Below are 18,193 nucleotides of genomic sequence, written 5' to 3'. Positions count from 1 at the left end.
ACCGATCTCAGTGCTGCGGCGCCAGCGCGGCGAGCAGCGTTTTCGCATGCCTTCCTGCCTCAGGCGAGCGTTGGCAGATCAGCGCCGCCAGCGCCGCAGGGGAGGAGTGCGCCGCCAGATCCTGCGCCGTCAGCGCTGCCGCCAGATACTTGTTGAGCACCGTCAGCAGCGCGTTCACCCCGGCATCCGGCAAGGCCAAGCGGCGGATATCGTCGTGGTCGTGCAAGCTAGCCTCGGGGGCCACTCGCGCCAGCAGCCGGTGCAGCACCAGGCGCACCGGCGCTTGCTGCGCCAGCGCGTCGGGCGTGCATTGCGCCAGCAGCTGCGACAGCGGGCGATCGAACGCCGCCGTTTGCCGCGCGGCCAGGTGCAGCAGCGCCCGGTAACAGGCCAGCAGGCGAGGCAGCACCTGCTCGGGGAACGCATCCAGCCGCACGTCCCAGTTGATCAGAATGCCGTCGTCGACGTGGGCGACCTGCGCATCCAGCGCCACCTGCGGCCCCTGAGAGATGACCCAGCCGAGACGGCCGAAGGTGTCGGTGACCCGTTCGGAAAACAGCGTCTTGCCGCGGATGCCAAAACCGGCGGTAAACACCACCGGCGAAGGCTGCAGGCTGCCGTGCAGACGCGACAGATCGCGCATCACGCTCACACCGGGGTAATCCGCATGCTCGATCAACTCCGCCAGCTGCGTCATCAGGCGCCGGCAGAAGGCGCTCAGATTTTCCGTCGGATTCAGTTCCACGCCGAGCAGCACCAGGTTGGAGAAATCGCCGATGAGGCGATGCGCGTCCTCCCGTTCACTCTCGCGGTGGAACAGCGGCACGTTGAGCCGGAAGCGCGTCATGTTCCAACCCTGGCCGACGGCCAGGGCGAACAGCGCTAAAAACAGCGTCGAGAGCGAGGTGTGGTGCCGTTTGGCGACGTTCTCCAGCGCGCGGCTTTCTTCCGCATTCAGCTGTACGGCCAGGCGATCGCTGCGGCAGCGGTCCGGCGTGCGCAGCAGGCGCGGCGCCGGGGGCACCTGCGCCAGGCGTTCACGCCACCAACGCTGGCCGCGTTCGCGCCGCTGGCGCAGCGCCTCGTCGGCGTCGCGCCGTTCGAGGTGGTCGAAGTAGGCCGGTAGCGCGTCATGGGAGGGGGACGGTGGGCACTGGTGATAAAACGCCGTCAGATCTTCCATCAACAGGCGAAAGCTCATGGCATCGCCGGCGATCATATCGAGATCGACATGCAGGCGGCTGCGCCCTTCCGGCAACAGGCTCAGGCTGATATCGCAGGGCACGCCCTGTTCCAGCGGTAGCAACTGGGTGCTTTTCGCCTGGCGTTTGGCGGCGAGCGCGGCCGCCAGCGTCGCTGTATCGGCGTGCCGCCAGTCGTCGAGATGCAAAGTATGCCGGGGGCCGGGAGGCGCGATGCTCTGGCGGCCATCATCGGTAATGCGCAGGCGTAACAGCGGATGATGCAGGTACAACGCATCGACGGCCTGGCGCAACCGGGCGATGTCCAGCTCGCCGCCGTCGAATTCCGCGTACAGGTGGGCGGCCATGCCGCCGAGAGGAGGAGCGGACTGTCGGCCTACCCAATAGGCGGCCTGCATCGTGGTTAAAGCTTTCATCGGGTATCCATTTTGATTCAGCCAACGAGACTGCAAGAATATATCCAAATGTTAATAGGAATGAAAATTATTATTATTTGATCCATTTGACGCGGAGGTGCTATCTATAAGGGGTTTTAGCGGTGGATGGCGCAGATGGTGTTGAGTGTGAATAATTTATTTATATTATTCTTAGCATTGCAATGATTGCTTGTTATTGCAGCGCGTGTTTTACCTGCAAAAGTATAAGGCCTTCTGGCTGTTTGCGTGCTCGGCCCCTCATCTTTGTTGATAATGATTTGCATTAGAAAATGCAAAATATTATCATTCTTAACATTATTTTACGTTTTTATACAAGCCGCCGGCCGCTCCGCCGGCGGCTTGGCCGTGGACGGGGCCGCGCCCGTTCGGCCGCGCAAGGCATGGGTTTGCCGCAGGGATAAGCAACACAAAGGTCGGGAAGGCCGGAGCGTCAAGGTCTGTGTGAGTGTCGATGTAGGTTGTGTAAAAAAAATCAAATTTTGTGCACCTCTGGGATGAAAGGAGAAGACATCTATGGGCAAGCATTTTGCGGCTCAACGGCATGAAAGCGTAGGAAACGGGGAAAAAGCGGGGTTGAAAGCCATTGGGGCGTTTTCCTCCGTATTTTTAGGGGTTTGTTCACTGGCGATCGGTAACGTCAACGCGGCGGAAACCAAGAGCAACGAAACCTACCAGGACGCGGAAACGCTGCTGGTCACCGGTGAGAAGATCAAACGTTCCATTTTCGACACCGGCTCCAGCGTGCAGGTGTTCGACAGCAACCGCATCGCCTCGATGCCCGACGCGGTACAGATCCCCGATCTGCTGCGCATGACCCCCAACGTGGTGGATCTGGGCATCGGCAACGAACTCCCGACCGTGCGCGGCATCGACGGTTCCGGCCCGAACGTCGGCGCCAACGCCTTCCTCAGCGGCACCCGCCCGCGCCTCAATCTGTCGTTGGACGGCCGTTCGCTGACCTATAACGAACAGGCGTTCGGCCCACAGTCGCTGTGGGATCTGGATCGCGTCGAAGTGTTCCTCGGCCCGCAAAGCTATATTCAGGGGCGCAACGCCATCGCCGGCGCCATCGTCATGGCCAGTAAAGATCCGACCTTCGAATGGGAAAGCGCCTTCAAGGGTGGGGCCGGCAACCAGCACTCTTCACAGCTGGCGGCCATGGCGTCCGGCCCGCTGGTGGAAGATCAGCTGGCGTTCCGCGTCAGCGTCGATCGCCAGCGCCGCCGCAGCGAGGCTGACCTGCCGGCCTATGCGCCGGTGGGCGATCCGCGTGAAGTGGAAGCCACCACCGCCCGCGCCAAGCTGTTGTTCAACCCGGCCGGCCTGCGCGACCTGACCACCAAGCTGACCTTTAACCATTTCGGCAGCACCGCGCCACAGAACGAAAGCCTCAACCCGCAGCCGCACCCGACCAATCCGCGCCACGATCCGCGCCGCGCCGTGTTCAAAAGCAACATGAACAGCACCATCTGGGATCTGGCCTGGGAGGCCTCCGATGCGCTGACGTTTGAAAACCGCGTTATCTACACCGACTTCAACATCAACCGTCCGACGGCTTACAATATCCAGTACGCCGAGATCGACGGCCAGGAAGTTCACGTAGAGCCGGTGGTGCGCTTCGGCGGCGCGGACAGCCGCCTGCACGGGCTGGCGGGGCTGCGTTACTTCCACGGCACGCAGGATGAGTTCGTCAACATCTTCGGCGGATCGACCTTCAAGGATAAAACCGATACCCATTCGGCGTTCGCCGAGCTGACCTATGCGCTGACGCCGCAGGTGGACGTGACCGCCGCCAGCCGTCTGGAACGCGAACACCGTCGCCGCGATGGCGGCAGCCAGGCGGTGCGCATCGACTTTGATGAAACCTATACCGTGTTTCTGCCGAAGCTGGACGTGGCCTGGAAACCGACGGATACCCAAACCTACGGTGCCAAGATCGCGCGCGGCTATAACGCCGGCGGCGGCGGCATCACGATCGGCACGCCGGTGGTCAGCTACACCTACGGTTCCGAGTACGTGTGGAACTACGAGCTGTACACCCGCCACCATCTGAAAGACGCCAACGTGGTGCTGACCGCTAACGTTTTCTACAACGATTACAAAGATATGCAGCTGCCGTACTCGTTGGGTGAGAACTCCAGCGTGATCCGTAACGCCGACAAGGTGGAAACCTACGGCGCGGAAATCGGCGCCACCTGGCAGCCGCGTTGGGACTTCGAACTGTTCGGCAACCTCGGCCTGCTGAAAACCGACATCAAGAAGTTTTCGGGCAGCGGCGTGGAAGGGCATGAGCTGGCGCGCGCACCGGCTTACACCGCCAACATGGGTGCTAAATATCAGTTCTTGAAAGGGTGGGAGCTGAGCAGCAACGTGGCGTTTACCGACTCCTACTATTCGCAATACGACAACGATTCGCGCGGGCGCATCGGCTCCTATTGGACGGCCAACGCCCAGCTGGCTTACACCTTCGACTACGGTCGCGCCACGCTGTATGCGAAAAACCTGTTTGATTCAGACCGCCGCGAGATGGTCAGAAGCAACGACATCTACACGGCGACTCTCCAGCGAGGCCGTCTGGTCGGCGCAGCAGTTGAGCTGAATTTCTAACGCTATCGCGATGACGGGGGACGAATGTCCCCCGTTTCATGCGTCATCCCGGCACGGCCGGGCAAAGGAGATAACGCAGTGATCGGTGATTTTGACAGCATTCTGAGCGATGAAGAGGCCCAGCGGCTGGAGAGCGCCTTTCAGGCGCTGGGCGCGGCGTCGGTGAACGGCGATCGGCCGGTAAGCGAAGCCGAAGAGCGGGCGTGGTTCGCCCATCTGCAACAGGGTGACGCTCGCGGGCAGCGGGCGCTGGCCTGGCGCCTGACGGGGGACGTGGATATCGCCCAACTGACGGCGGCGCTGCAGGCGTTGGTGCGGGAAACGCCGGGCGTGGACGTGCATTACGTTTTTGATGACGAAAACGGTCTTGAGAAACGCCCCGCCGGCTCGGCGCCGTTGCCGGTGAGCCTTCGTCAGGTGGTGGACGAACCACACGCCATGGGTTGCCTGCTGCAAGCGCAGGCAACGCCGTTTGAGCTGGAAAACGAAGCGCCGCTGCGCTGCCTGCTGTTGCTCACGCCGGGCGATGCGGTGATTTTGGGCGTGGTCTTGCATGACATCCTGGCGGAAACGCTGCCGTGGCGCCACCTGCCGGCGATGCTGTCCGCCCGTTATAACGGGGATGTGATGCCTCTGCCTTTCGCGGTGGAACCGGTCGAGCTGGCGGAAACCTCGGAGCCGCAGCTGCCGTGGGTGCGCCAGGCGGTCTCGCTGCAGGATTATCGCAGCCCGGCGCAGCGCGCTGATGCGTTGCCGCCGGTGGGCTCGCGCGTGGTCACGCGCATTGATCGCTCGCTGTTGCCCGCCAACGACACGCCGCGGGCCTTGCTGGCGGCGGTGGCGGCACGGTTTGCCGAATTCGTCGCCGCGCAGGCCGGCGGCCAAGCGGTGCAGCTGTGCGTGCCGGCGGCGGAGACGGCGGAGTGCGTCGGCCTGGAGCTGGGCCTGACGGCGCCGCCGCTGATGCGTTTGACCGTGCAGCATGGCGAGAGCGACGTCGGGCAGCGGCTGCTGGCGCAGGCCGTGGCTGAACAGCCGGACCCGCAACGGGCGCAACTGCTGGTGGCCTGGCGCGACGATCTGGCCGCAGAGTGGCGGCTGGAAGGCGTTCACGCCGAACGCCTGTTGCTGCCGCCGCTGCATACGCCGTTCGAACTGGCGCTGCTGCTGGGCTTGCCGGAAGCGGAAGCGCTGACGCTCGAGCTGGTCACCGACCCGCGCCTGTCTCCCCATGTGGCACCTTTCTTGCTGGAGCAGTTCAGCGCCTTCCTGGCCGGGCAGCGGATTGCCGTCGCACTGCCGGCGGCTGAGGCCGCTTCCCCGGCGATGGCCGCGCCGGCGGCGAACGGCGACGCGGACGAAAGCGTTGCACCGCTGATTTTGCAGGAGTTCCGTGAGGCGCTGGTGGCGCCGGAAATGACCCTGGATGAAGACTTCTTCGATCGCGGCGGCCATTCGCTGGTCGCCACCCGGGTGATCGGTCGCTTGCTGAGCCTGCATCAGATCGAAATCAACATTAACGATCTGTTCAGCCATCCGACGGCGCGCGGGTTGGCGGGCTACGCCAAACGCCTGAACGTCGCGCAGCCGAATGCCGCGGTGGCCACCGCCGACGATCATGATCGCGCGCAGGCGCCGCTGTCGCTGGCGCAGGAATCGCTGTGGAAGGTGTATGAAGCCTTCGGCCATGACGAGATTTTCAACCTGCCGTTCTCTCTGCGCTTCTTCGATGCAGTAGACGAAACGGCGCTGCGTCAGGCGTTTATCGACGTCATGACTCGCCATACCGTGCTGCGTTCACGCTTCGTCGAGCAGCAGGGAGAGGTGGTACAGGTGGTGGTGCCGGCCGCCGAACTCTCGGATTACTCGTGGTTCCGCTTCTCCCACGAAACGCCGGCGGGCAACGCCGCCGCCCTGTTGGCCGACGCCGGCCAGCACCGGTTCGATCTGGCCGCCGAGCTGCCGCTGCGCGCCACGCTGCTGCGCGATGCGGACAACGGCCAGCAGCTGCTGTCGCTGTTGTTCCACCATGTGGTGCTGGATGAATGGTCGCTCAACCTGATGATGGATGAGCTGGGCGTCGCCTATCGCCATCGCGTCGTCGGCCAGGCGCCGCAGTGGAGTGGGCAACCACCGCAGTTCCACACCTTCGCCCGGCAGCAGCGGGCCTCCGGGGTGCAGCAGCAACATCTGGACTACTGGCTCGATGCGCTGCGCGGCGCACCGGTCGGCCAGCCGATCTTCCGGCAAGAAGCATCCACCCACCCGGCGGTGCCGGCACCGGCGGACGTCAACGGCGGCTGGCTGGAGTTCGAGGTCGATCCTGCCGTGGCGGAAGGCCTGTATCAGCTTGCCCGCCGCAACAACGCTTCGCTGTTCAACGTGGTGTATGCCGGGATTACCTCGGCGCTGCGCCTGCTCGGCGGCCCGGCGGATCTGCTGGTGGGCACCTCGACCTCCGGCCGTAACGACGCCGAGTTCTTCGATACCGTCGGCTACTTCACCACCGTGGTGGTGCACCGCGTGCGCTTCGACGAAGGGCTGACAGTGGCCGGGTTGGTCAGCCAGGTGAAAAACACCATCAACGGCTCGCTGCCGTACACCGACATTCCGATCGATCTGGTGGAGGAAGGGCTGTTCGGCGTGGACGCCGACCGCAAGAACCACATGTTCGAAGTGTTCATCCAAATCCACAGCCGCATCAAGCTGAACGGCGAGTTCCGGCTGCAGGACGGCAGCGCGATCGCCTACCGTCAGGTGGAGCCGGAGAAAGCCGAATCGTTGCTCGGCCTGCAGTTTGAGGTGATGGAAGACGATCTGGCCGGGAAGAAATCCCTGCGGGTGATGATGACCTACCGCCAGGACCACTACAGCCGGGAGCAGGCCAATCTGATCGCCGACGGCGTTCAGCACGTCTTTACCCAGTTTGCGCAGCACATCGCTGGCGATATCGCTCTGGCGGCGCTGCCGCCCGGGCCGCAGGCATGACGTTGTTTCACTCTAACCGAAAGCATGATTTTCAAGGAGATAAAAGGATGTCTGGAACCCTAGCAACCCCGCGCGCGATACTGTCGCTGCTGGTGGCGGCCTCTCTGGTGGTCGCCGGCGCCGCGCAGGCCGACGATGCCGGCATCAAACCGCAGGACATCAAGCGCGAGGCGCTGTCGTCGACGGTGGTGGAGATGGCCTACAGCACCTCGCAACAGGCGCTGTTCGTCAGCGCACCAGACTGGAAGGAAGAGGCGCGCTCCCGCGTGCTGCGGCTGGATCCCAACACCCTGGCGATCAAAGCGGAGATCCCGCTGCAGGTGAAAGGCTTCGGCGTGGCGCTGAACGATGCGGGCAATCGCCTATACCTGACGCAGGCCTTCAACGGCGAAGTCGGGGTGGTGGACACCACCACCAACCACGCGCTGGGCAGCATCAAGCTGCTGGACAAAGCGGTGCTGGAGCAGGCTTACAAGCAGGCGGGCATCAGCGGCAAGCGCCTGGATTTCCTGTTGGCGGAGCTGAAGAAATTCAAAATCACCGAGGACTACCTGTACCGCCTCCGCGAGCTCAAGTATGACGCGCAAAGCGGCCGTCTGTTCCTGCCGGGCCTGGGCTTCGGCGTCGACAGCGTGCTGTACGTGGTCGATACCAAGGCCGGCAAGCTGGAGAAAGTGATCCCGGGCTTCGGCTACAACGCGGTGGGCATCACGCTGGATGAGAAGGGCCGTCGGGTATTCGTCTCCAACATGCAGGGGCAGGTGATCACCCTGAACGCCGACACGCTGGCGATCACCGCCACGCACGAAGTACAGGCCGATCAGCTGCTGAACCTGGTGTATGATCCGGCGAGCAATCGCCTGTTGGGCGTCGATCAGGGCATCGATCGCGACGACTACCGCAACCATCATCTGGGGCACGACTACGTGAAGCGCAGCAGCGGCCATCGGGTGTTTGCGCTGGATGCGGACAGCGGCAAGGTGCTGGCCAGCGAGCTGACGGATGAGGTGCCGATCGGCCTGCTGCTCGACGAGCGCAGCCAGCGGCTGTATGTCGCCAACCGCAAAGGCGTGCGTGTGGATCATGGCGCCGGGACGCTGACGGTGTTCGACGCCAAGACGCTCAAGCGCCTGCAAACCGTAGACCTGCCGCCGCACCCTAACAGCCTGGCGTTGGATCCGAAAGGCGACGCGCTGTTCGTGACGGTGAAAAACGACGGCGCTTCCACCAAGGCCGGTAAGCCGGAAAGCGTGGTGCGTATTCAGCTGCATACCAGGTAACGAAAAAGCGAAAATAAAAAGGGGCGCCGCGGCGCCCCTTTGTTATTGGACCATGTCATCAGAAGTGGGTGTTGATGCTCATGTAGTAGGTACGGCCCGGTTCGTTGTAGGTGGCCGCGCCCGCGCCGGCGATGTTAATCGCGCCGGTGTTCGGATCGCCCACGTTCTGCGCGTTGCCGGCGCGGAACTGGCGTTTGTCGAACAGGTTGTCGATGCCAGCGGTGAGGCTGACGTTTTTGGTCAGGTCATAGGTCGCGCTGGCGCCGACGACGGCATAAGGGCTGACCTCGCGGGTTTCGCCGCCGGTGGCCGGTTTACCCTGGTAGTTGTACTTCTTCGGTTTCTGACGGCCGTACCAGGTCAGGGTGGACTGCATCGACAGATCCTGCGTGGCCTGCCAGCTGAGGGTCGAGTTGACGGTGAACTTCGGGATCACCGACAGGTAATCGCCGGTGGTCTTGTTCTTGTTCTCGATCATGTAGGTGGCGTTGTTGCTCCAGGTGACGGTCTCGCTGACCGGCACGTTCAACGAGCCTTCCAGCCCTTGTACCACCGCTTTCGGTACGTTTTCCCACTGATAGACCGCCGTGCCGGTACTGCTGGTGGCGATGCGAGAGTTACCCGCCTCAATCTTGTTGTGGTAATCGTTGCGGAAGTAGGTCACGCCGGCCAGCCAGCCTTCGTTATGGAATTCCAGCCCGATCTCTTTGTTGACGCTGGTTTCCGCTTTCAGATCGTCGTTGCCCAGCAGGTAGCAGCCGTTTTTGGTATCGCTGCCGGCACATCCCTGGCCTTTGCTGTACAGCAGGTAGTTGCCGTTGGTCTGGAACAGCGTCGGGGCTTTATAGGAACGCGCGATGCCCATCTTCAGCGTGAAGTAGTCGCCCAGTTCCTGCGACAGGTTCAGCGCCGGGCTCCAGTTGTTGCCGGATTCGGAATGCAGATCGTAACGCAGGCCCGGCGTCAGCATGGTGGTGTCGGTCAGCTCGATATTGTCTTCGGCGAACAGCGAGAAGATATGCGCGGAAGCGTAAGGGCTGCGCGTACCGGTAGTCATGCCGGGAATGGTGCCGCCCATCAGCGTTTGGCTGGTGGACGTGCCGTCTTTCATCCGCTGCTGGGTCCACTCGGTACCCAGCGTGGCGGTCTGGGCGACGCCCAGTTCAAACGGCACGCTGACTTCGCTGTGCGCCAGGAAGTCGTCCAGTTTGGTGGTGCCGAACCCGGTGTTTTTGGTGTCGAAGATGCCTTCGGTGCCGCCGGCCAGCCCTTCGTTCAGGCGGGTGTTGCGGGTGCGTTCAAACTGAACGTAGTTGTTGGTGCTCACGCCGTTGTCCCAGGCGCCGCGGTGGGTCAGGCCGAAGGTTTCACGGTAGATGCGGTTGGTCTCTTCGCCGTAGTTGCTCTGCACCAGGGCGTTGGTGTTGGTGTTCTGGGTATCGCCGGCGTACAGGTTGCCCTGGCGGCCGTAAGCGTACTCGAACTCCAGCGACTGCAGATGGGCGAAGTCCCAGTGCAGCAAGGCGTCGATGTTTTTATCGACTACCCCTTCGCGCCCGGCCGGGACGCTGTTGGCGTAGGCGCCGACGCGTTCGGACTTGTGTGATTCGTTAATGTCCCAGGCATCGGCCTGCGTTTTGCTGTAGCCGCCGAACAGGCGGAAGCTCAGGGAATCGCTCAGCGGGCCGGACAGGCTGAAGTCGGTGCGCTTGGTGGCACCCTCCTGCTTGTGCTGAGGCACGTTGAAGTAGCCGTTCAGCGAGCCGTGCAGCGCATCGCCGGCCTTCTTGGTGATGATGTTGACCACGCCGCCCGCGGCGCCGTTGCCGTAGCGCGCTGCGGCAGGGCCGCGCAGCACTTCGATGCGTTCGATCATTTCCGGCGGCACCCAGGCGGTATCGCCGCGCGAGTCGCGCTCGCCGCGCCAGCCCTGGCGCACCGAGTTGCGGCTGGAGGCCGGCTTGCCGTCGATCAGAATCAGGGTGTTTTCCGGGCCCATGCCGCGGATATCGATCTGGCGGTTGTTGCCACGCTGGCCGCTGGTGGAGTTGCCGGTCAGGTTAACCCCGGGCATGGTGCGGATCAGTTCGCTGATGTCGCGCGCCGGCGGGCGTTTTTGGATCTCGTCGGCGGTGATGGTGGACACCCCCGGTGCCTGCAGGTTCTGCCGGGCGGCGGTCACCACGATGGTGTCTTCGCCGCGCGGTTTTTTATCCACTGCGCCGCTGTTTTCTTCCGTGGTGGGGGTGTCGGTCTGCTGTGCGGCGTTGGCGAACGCGGACGCGCCCAATCCCAAGCCGATAAGAGTGGCTAAAGAATAACGTGATAGCTTGCTTTTCATTTGAGTGTCCTACCTTGCTGCCATCCCTCGCCGAACGGGGGGAAGGGCGGTTGTAGTTTTTGTGTAGTCGGAAATAGAAAATCGGCTGCGGCAAGGGATGCCATTGATATATCCCCGATCCCTGTCCGTTGCGCGCAATACCAGCACGATCTCCAAGCCTTACACACTATTGCAAATGCAAATTATTATCAATAGTATTTGGCGTACAGTGCGTTCGGGCGGTGGCCGGCGATAGGGAAAAGTCGACGTTCCCGGTGCCGCCAACTACAAAATGGGTAGGCGTTGTGAATACAGAACTACAGTCAGAAAGCAGCAGATTATTGGCCAGCAGCAATGCGGGCAGTCCAGGGTGGTGGTTGACGGTGGCACGGCGCGGTACGCCATGGGTAGAACCGGCGGGTAACGGCCGCTGGCGAACCACCTTTTTCTGGCGCGATCCTCAGGGATGCGAATTGACCTCCGCCTACCGTCGCGTGTGGATCAACATTAACTGCCTGACCGACCATCATCAGCCGAATCCGCCGCAAAGCCTGCAGCGTTTGGCCGGCACCGACGTGTGGTACTGGCAGACCGAGCTGAGCGGCGCCTGGCGCGGCAGCTACTGCTTTATCCCCTGCTTTGACGAGCGGCCGCCGGCGTTCAGCGGCGACGATGCGCACGCCAACATGCACAACCTGCGCCACTGGTGGCATCAGGTGTTCGCCAGCGCCACCCCCGATTTGCTCAACCCGTATCGCTCCTGGCAAAGCGCCAGCGGCCACAGCGTCTCCGGTCTGCACATGCCGGATGCGCCGCCGCAGCCGGTATGGCGCTCGTTCGACGAGTACGAAATCGCCAGCGGGCGCTGCACGCCGCCGCTGCCGGCGCGTTTGCAGCGCCATACCTGGCAGAGCGAACGCCTGGGCAACAGCCGCGATGTCTGGATCTACACGACAGGCGACAGCAAGCCGGCCGAGCGTCCGTTGGCTATCCTGCTCGACGGCCAGTTCTGGGCGAAGCAGATGCCGGTCTGGGAGCCGCTGATGCAGCTGACCCGCGAGGGGGCGTTGCCGGAAGCGGTGTATGTGCTGATCGACATCATCGATCTGCCGCACCGGGCGCGAGAATTAACCTGCAAGGACGATTTCTGGCTGGCGGTGCAGGAAGAACTGATGCCGCAGCTGGCCGACTGGGCGCCGCACAGCGACAAACCGGCCGATACGGTGGTGGCGGGGCAAAGCTTTGGCGGTCTGGCCTCCCTGTATGCCGGGCTGCGCTGGCCGCAGCGTTTCGGCGCGGTGATCACCCAGTCCGGTTCCTATTGGTGGCCGCGGCGCGACATGCTGCAGCTGCCGAGCATTCCCGACGACGCCTGCTGGCTGATGCAGCAGGTAGAACGGCACGGCTTGGGCAACCACGGCGCGCTGAAGGTATTTATGGAAGCCGGTTCGCAGGAAAAGCTGGTGCACCGGGTCAGCGGCGAAATGGCGGCGCGCCTGAGCGACGCCGGCCATCGGGTGCACTACCGGGTGGTGGAAGGCGGGCACGACGCGCTGTGCTGGCGCAGTGGCCTGACCGACGGGCTGCAGGCGGTCTGGGCCTCCGCTTTCGCCACCGCTTACCCGGCATCGGCGACGGCACGAGGAACACATGATGGAAAGCCTGAATCCGTTCGATGATCCACAGCAGCGCAGCCTGGTGCTGCGCAACGTACAACAACAATACAGTTTGTGGCCGGATTTCCGCGCCATTCCGTCCGATTGGACGATCGTCTTCGGCCCGGCGGCGCACACCGCGTGCGCCGAATGGCTGGAACAGCATTGGCAAGACATTCTGCCGGTCGCAGCACGCGAGGCGTGACCGGCGCCAGGTAATCACGGGAGCAATAAGCAGTGTCACACACCCCTAACTCTCTCAGCGGCCCGGCGCTTGCGGGCGAATGGCCGCTGGTCGCGGCGCAACCCGGCATTTGGGTCGCCGATCAAATTTCTCCACATCGCAATGCCTATGCGGTGGCCCATGCCATCGAACTCAACGGCCCCATTGCCGTAGAGCCTCTGCTGCAGGCCATCATACAGGGCCTGGGCGAGGTGGATATGCTGCGCCTGCGTTTTGCGGAACGCGACGGCGTGCCGGTGCAATGGCTGGACGACGCGCTGTCGGTGCATGAGCCGGAACTCGTCGATCTGACGACGTCGCCGGATCCCGAAGCCGCCGCGCGCGCGCTGATGGACATCGATCTGGCGAGCGATCTGCGCGCCGGCAGCGGCGCGCCGCTGTATCGCCATGTGGTGATGCGTCTGGCGGATGACCGCTGGTTCTGGTATCAGCGCTATCACCATCTGCTGGTGGACGGTTTCAGCTTCACCGCCATCGCTCGCCGCGTGGCGGCGATTTACACCCATCTTTGCCGCGGCGACGCGCTGGAACCGACGCCTTTCACGGCGTTCAGCGACGTGGTGGCGGAATACCAGGCTTACCGGGAGGCACCGGCCTGGCAGCGCGACGCCGATTTCTGGCTCGAAAAAGCGCGGCAGCTGCCGCCGCCGGCCACGCTCTGCCCGCAGCCGCTGGCCGGGCAAACCCCCACGCCGCGCATCCATCGATTGGAACAGCGCTGCGATCCGCAGGCCTTCGCCGAACTGGTGCAGTGCGGTGCGCAGCAGAAGCTGAACGCCGCCGATATGGCGGTGGCGCTGGTGGCGCTGTGGGTATCGCGCCTGAGCGGCCAACCGAGCTTCAGTGCCGGTTTTATCTTCATGCGGCGCACCGGATCGGCCGCCCTGTGCGCCGCCGGCCCGGTGATCAACGTGCTGCCGATGGAGATGCATCTCGAGCCGCAGGCCACGCTGTATGAGGCAGCCACTCGCATCAGCCGCGAGCTGAAAACGGTGCGCCGCCATCAGCGCTACGACGCCGAGCAGGTGCAGCGCGATCTGGGGTGCATCGGCGACGGTGAACCGCTGTATGGCACGGTCTTCAACTTCAAAATGTTCGATTACCAGTTGGACTTCGCCGGTATCGAAGGCATCACCCACGATCTGGCCTCCGGGCCGGTGCGCGATCTGGAGATTGCGCTGTTTATCGACGAACACCATCAGCTGAAAGTGGAGCTGCTGGCCAACGCCGAGCGTTACAGCCGCCAGGAACTGCAGGCGCATTTGCAGCGGTTGCCGCTGCTGCTGGCGCAGTTCGCCGTGCAGGCAACGTTGCCGATCGGCGAAGCCGATATGCTGACCGCCGACGATCACGCGCTGCTGGCGCGGGTCAACGACACGGCGCACCCGGTGCCGGCGACCACGCTGAGCCAGCTGCTGGCGCAGCAGGCGCAAACCACGCCGGACGCGCCGGCGCTGGCGGATGCGCATTTCAGCTTTACCTACCGCGAAACGCGTGAGCAGGTTACGGCGCTGGCGCGCGAGCTGGTTGCGCAGGGCGTGCGGCCGGGCGACATCGTGGCGGTGGCGCTGCCGCGTTCGGTGTTCCTGTCGCTGGCGTTGATGGCGATCGTGGAAGCGGGCGCCGCCTATCTGCCGCTGGACACCGGTTATCCGGACGAGCGGCTGGCGATGATGCTGGAAGACGCCGCGCCGCGGCTGGTCATCACCAACCCGGCGCAGCAGGCGCGTTTCGCCGACAAGGGCGAGATCTTGCTGTATGACGCGCCGCTGGCGGCCGATCACGCCGCCGAGGTGGCGATCGCGGGCCCGACGCCGGACCATGCGGCCTATATCATCTTTACCTCCGGCTCCACCGGGCGCCCGAAAGGCGTGTTGGTCGGCCATCAGGCGATCGTCAACCGCCTGCTGTGGATGCAGCACCAGTATCCGCTGGGAGCGGACGACGCGGTGCTGCAGAAAACGCCGTGCAGTTTCGACGTCTCGGTGTGGGAATTCTTCTGGCCGCTGATGGTCGGCGCCCGGCTGGTGATGGCGCCGCCGGAGGCGCATCGCGACCCGCAGCAGCTGCAACAGCTGATCGCGCAACACCGCATTACCACGCTGCACTTCGTGCCGTCGATGCTGGCGGCTTTTGTGGCCGCCCTGGACGACGACGCGGCGGTGGCGAGCTGCGCCGCGCTGCGCCAGGTGTTCTGCAGCGGCGAAGCGCTGCCGGCGGAGCTGTGCCGCCTGTGGCAAAGCCGCACGGCGGTGCCGTTGCACAACCTCTACGGCCCGACCGAAGCGGCGGTGGATGTGACCTGGCATCCGGCCTACGGCGACGCGCTGGCGAAGGTGACCGGCGCCAACGTGCCGATCGGCCTGCCGGTGTGGAACACCGGGCTGCGCATTCTTGACGCGCGCCTGCGGCCGGTACCGCCGGGCGTGGCGGGCGATCTGTATCTGACCGGCGTGCAGCTGGCGCACGGCTACCTTGGCCGGCCGGATCTGACCGCCAGCCGCTTTGTCGCCGATCCGTTCGGCGAGGGCGGGCGCATGTACCGCACCGGCGACGTGGCGCGCTGGCTGCCGGACGGTGCGGTGGAATATTTGGGCCGCAGCGACGATCAGCTGAAGATCCGCGGGCAGCGTATCGAGCTGAGCGAAATCGACCACGCCTTGCTGTCGCTGCCGGGCGTGCGCCAGGCGGTGACGCACGCGCTGGTGCTGCAGGGCACGCCGGTGGACGCCGGCGGCGATGCGCGCCAACTGGTGGGTTACCTGGTGATGCAGCCCGGCGCGAGCTGGGATGCGGAAGCCCTGCGTGCGGCGCTGGCCGACCGCCTGCCGCCGCACATGGTGCCGGTGGCGCTGGTGGAAATGAGCGATTTGCCGCTGAGCGCCAACGGCAAGCTGGATCGCAAGGCCTTGCCGCAGCCGCAGGGCGGTGAACGCAAGGCAGGACGGCCGCCGCAGGCCGGGCTGGAAAGCGAGATCGCGGCGGTATTCGCCCGTTTGCTGCAGCGCGAGCAGGTGTTCGCCGACGACGATTTCTTCGCGCTCGGCGGCCATTCGCTGCTGGCGATGCGGCTGGCGGCGGAGCTGCGCCGCGATCTGGGCAAGGCGGTGTCCGTCGGCCAGGTGATGGTGGCGTCGCGCGTTGAGCAGCTGGCCGCCTTGCTGGCGGAAGATCGCACGCAGGAAGAGGCCGATCGCAGCGGCTTCGACAGCGTATTGCCGCTGCGCGTCACCGAGGGGCCGACGCTGTTCTGTCTGCACCCGGCGTCCGGTTTCTCCTGGCAGTTCAGCGTATTGCCGCGCTATCTCGATCAGCACTGGTCGCTGGTCGGTATCCAGTCACCGCGGCCGGACGGCCCGTTGGCGCTGAGCGAAGATATGGATCAGGTGGTGGATGCCCACCTGCAGACGGTGTTGCAGGTACAGCCGCATGGGCCGTACCACTTCATCGGCTACTCGCTGGGCGGCACGCTGGCGCAGGGCATCGCCGCCCGGCTGCAGGCGCGCGGCGAGCAGGTGGCGTTCCTCGGCCTGCTGGATACCTATCCGCCGGAGACCCAAAACTGGGACGTGATGCTGGACGACAACGTGTTGAAGGAAGTGCAGCGCGAGCGCGAGCAGTTCCTGGCGGTGTCGCAGGATACGCTCGATCCGGCGCTGGGCGAGACGCGCACCGCGATGTTCGACAACATCGAGGCCAACTACGCCGATTCGGTGCGGTTGCTGTCGCACACGCGCACCGCCCGTTTCCACGGCCAGGCGACGCTGTTCGTCGCCAAACGCACATTGCAGGAAGGAATGGACGTGCATCAGACCTGGTCGCAGTACGTCGATGCGCTGCAGGTGCACGAGCTGGACTGCGCGCATGTCGATATCGTTTCGCCGGCGTCGTTCAAAGTGTTGGGGCCGCTGCTGAACCGGATCTTGCGCACGCTGTAATCGCGCCGTTATCTCGCCGCCAGGCACGGGGATGACCCCGCGTGTGGCGGCGTTTCTTGCGGTCGCTCACAGTTGAATATCAATGAGTTTTATTATCATTATTGATTTCGTCATCTGTGCTAGCATAGCGCCCCGCAACTGCAGAATCCCCGTTTAAAGATGTGGTGAACAACCGATGAGTAGCAAACCCTCCATCCTGCTTGATTTTAGCCTGCTGAAAACCAACCGGGCTTTCCGCGCGGTATTCTGCGCGCGCTTTATCTCCATTGTGGCGCTGGGGCTGATGGCGATCGCCATCCCGGTGCAGATCCAGGCGCTGACCGGTTCCACCCTGCAGGTGGGGCTGGCGGTGACGCTGGCCGGCGGCGGCATGTTCGCCGGGCTGCTGATGGGGGGCGTATTGGCCGATCGCTATGAGCGGCGCCGGCTGATCCTGTTCGCGCGTTCTACCTGCGGCGTCGGCTTCGTCGGCCTGTGCCTCAACGCCCTGTTGCCGTCGCCTTCGCTGGCGGCCATTTATCTGCTGGCGGTGTGGGACGGCTTCTTCGGCGCGGTGGGGGTGACGGCGCTGCTGGCGGCCACGCCGGCGCTGGTGGGCCGCGAAAACATCGTGCAGGCGGGCGCCATCAGCATGCTGACGGTGCGCTTCGGCTCGATTCTTTCCCCGGCGATTGGCGGTCTGGTGATCGCCCATATGGGCATTGCCTGGAACTACGGCCTGGCGGCGTTTGGCACCCTGTTGACGCTGCTGCCGCTGCTGAGCCTGCCGCAGCTGATGCCGCCGCCGCAGCCGCGTGAACATCCGCTGCGCGCGCTGGCGGGCGGTTTCGCCTTCCTGTTCCAGAACAAGGTGATCGGCATGGTGGCGCTGATCGGCGCGCTGCTGACCATGGCCAGCGCGGTGCGCGTGCTGTACCCGGCGATGGCGGAAAGCTGGCACATCGACGCTGCCCACCTCGGCTATATGTACGCCGCCGTGCCGCTCGGCGCGGCCATCGGTGCGTTCACCAGCGGGCGCGTGGCGCACGTGGCGCGCCCCGGCTGGGTGATGCTGCTGACAGCGATCGCGGCGTTCGCCGCCATTGGCCTGTTCGGCCTGATGCCGTGGTACAGCCTGGCGTTGCTGTGCCTGGTGGCGTTCGGCTACCTGAGCGCACTGAACTCGCTGCTGCAATACGGCCTGATCCAGAGCCTGACGCCGGACAACTTCCTCGGCCGCATCAACGGCCTGTGGACGGCGCAGAACGTGGTGGGCGATGCGCTGGGCGCGTTGCTGCTGGGGGCGATGGGCGCCTTCATGCTGCCGGCGATGAGCGCCAGCGGTTTCGGCTTCGGCGCGGCGCTGCTCGGCATCCTGTTGCTGTTCGCCATGACCGGTTTGCGCCAGGTGACGCTGCACAAACCGGAGCCGCAGAACGAGGCGCAACCAGCCAGCGAAAAGTAACGTCATGCGCTAATGCGACGCTGTGGGATCAAATAGCAATGCTTATCATCGGCATGCGTAAAACCCACAGCGTTTATG

The 18,193-nt window shown here is 64.1% G+C and carries 9 protein-coding genes; 7 read left to right on the top strand and 2 right to left on the bottom strand.

The genetic code is table 11. The annotated features are described in order from the left end of the window. Positions 1-7 precede the first annotated feature (7 nt). Complete coding sequence (locus ACYF6X_RS18880) at positions 8-1,618, bottom strand: condensation domain-containing protein (protein ID WP_130018651.1); 1,611 nt, start codon at positions 1,616-1,618, stop codon at positions 8-10. Between the two features lie 534 nt (positions 1,619-2,152). Between ACYF6X_RS18880 and ACYF6X_RS18875 the strand changes: the two genes are divergently transcribed. The 3 genes from ACYF6X_RS18875 to ACYF6X_RS18865 all read left to right on the top strand — a co-directional run bounded on the left by ACYF6X_RS18875 (position 2,153) and on the right by ACYF6X_RS18865 (position 8,514). After that, a complete protein-coding gene (locus ACYF6X_RS18875) occupies positions 2,153-4,246 on the top strand; it encodes a TonB-dependent receptor (protein ID WP_063988408.1) in 2,094 nt (697 codons plus the stop codon). A 78-nt stretch (positions 4,247-4,324) separates the two neighbouring features. Then, a complete protein-coding gene (locus tag ACYF6X_RS18870) occupies positions 4,325-7,234 on the top strand; it encodes a condensation domain-containing protein (protein ID WP_130018650.1) in 2,910 nt (969 codons plus the stop codon). 47 nt (positions 7,235-7,281) lie between these two features. After that, a complete protein-coding gene (locus ACYF6X_RS18865) occupies positions 7,282-8,514 on the top strand; it encodes a YncE family protein (protein WP_130018649.1) in 1,233 nt (410 codons plus the stop codon). 58 nt (positions 8,515-8,572) lie between these two features. Here ACYF6X_RS18865 and ACYF6X_RS18860 read toward each other — a convergent pair whose 3' ends face one another. Continuing rightward, the gene (locus tag ACYF6X_RS18860) at positions 8,573-10,855 is read right to left on the bottom strand and encodes a TonB-dependent siderophore receptor (protein ID WP_063988411.1); all 2,283 of its coding nucleotides are present in this window, start codon (positions 10,853-10,855) and stop codon (positions 8,573-8,575) included. A 284-nt stretch (positions 10,856-11,139) separates the two neighbouring features. Here ACYF6X_RS18860 and fes point away from each other — a divergent pair, with 284 nt between their 5' ends. The 4 genes from fes (at position 11,140) to entS (ending at position 18,115) form a co-directional block, all read left to right on the top strand. Beyond that, positions 11,140-12,513, top strand: a complete 1,374-nt coding sequence (gene fes, locus ACYF6X_RS18855; RefSeq protein ID WP_072265060.1) for an enterochelin esterase — start codon at positions 11,140-11,142, stop codon at positions 12,511-12,513. Continuing rightward, complete coding sequence (locus tag ACYF6X_RS18850; RefSeq protein WP_063988413.1) at positions 12,488-12,694, top strand: MbtH family protein; 207 nt, start codon at positions 12,488-12,490, stop codon at positions 12,692-12,694. The genes fes and ACYF6X_RS18850 overlap by 26 nt, the downstream gene beginning before the upstream one ends. A gap of 32 nt (positions 12,695-12,726) precedes the next feature. Next, a complete protein-coding gene (locus ACYF6X_RS18845; RefSeq protein WP_130018648.1) occupies positions 12,727-16,671 on the top strand; it encodes an enterobactin synthase subunit F in 3,945 nt (1,314 codons plus the stop codon). Positions 16,672-16,846: 175 nt separating this feature from the next. Beyond that, the gene (gene entS / locus ACYF6X_RS18840) at positions 16,847-18,115 is read left to right on the top strand and encodes an enterobactin transporter EntS (RefSeq protein ID WP_063988415.1); all 1,269 of its coding nucleotides are present in this window, start codon (positions 16,847-16,849) and stop codon (positions 18,113-18,115) included. The last annotated feature ends 78 nt before the right edge of the window (positions 18,116-18,193 follow it).

This window comes from Serratia sp. ID 25-353 (genome assembly GCF_054792795.1).
This window is presented reverse-complemented; position numbering and strand designations above follow the sequence as displayed.

Excerpts from the sequence above, each read along its gene's own strand:
- ACYF6X_RS18880 (WP_130018651.1), bottom strand. The coding sequence starts at position 1,618 with ATGAAAGCTTTAACCACGATGCAGGCCGCCTATTGGGTAGGCCGACAG.
- ACYF6X_RS18875 (WP_063988408.1), top strand. The coding sequence starts at position 2,153 with ATGGGCAAGCATTTTGCGGCTCAACGGCATGAAAGCGTAGGAAACGGG.
- ACYF6X_RS18865 (WP_130018649.1), top strand. The coding sequence starts at position 7,282 with ATGTCTGGAACCCTAGCAACCCCGCGCGCGATACTGTCGCTGCTGGTG.
- ACYF6X_RS18860 (WP_063988411.1), bottom strand. The coding sequence starts at position 10,855 with ATGAAAAGCAAGCTATCACGTTATTCTTTAGCCACTCTTATCGGCTTG.
- ACYF6X_RS18850 (WP_063988413.1), top strand. The coding sequence starts at position 12,488 with ATGGAAAGCCTGAATCCGTTCGATGATCCACAGCAGCGCAGCCTGGTG.
- entS (WP_063988415.1), top strand. The coding sequence starts at position 16,847 with ATGAGTAGCAAACCCTCCATCCTGCTTGATTTTAGCCTGCTGAAAACC.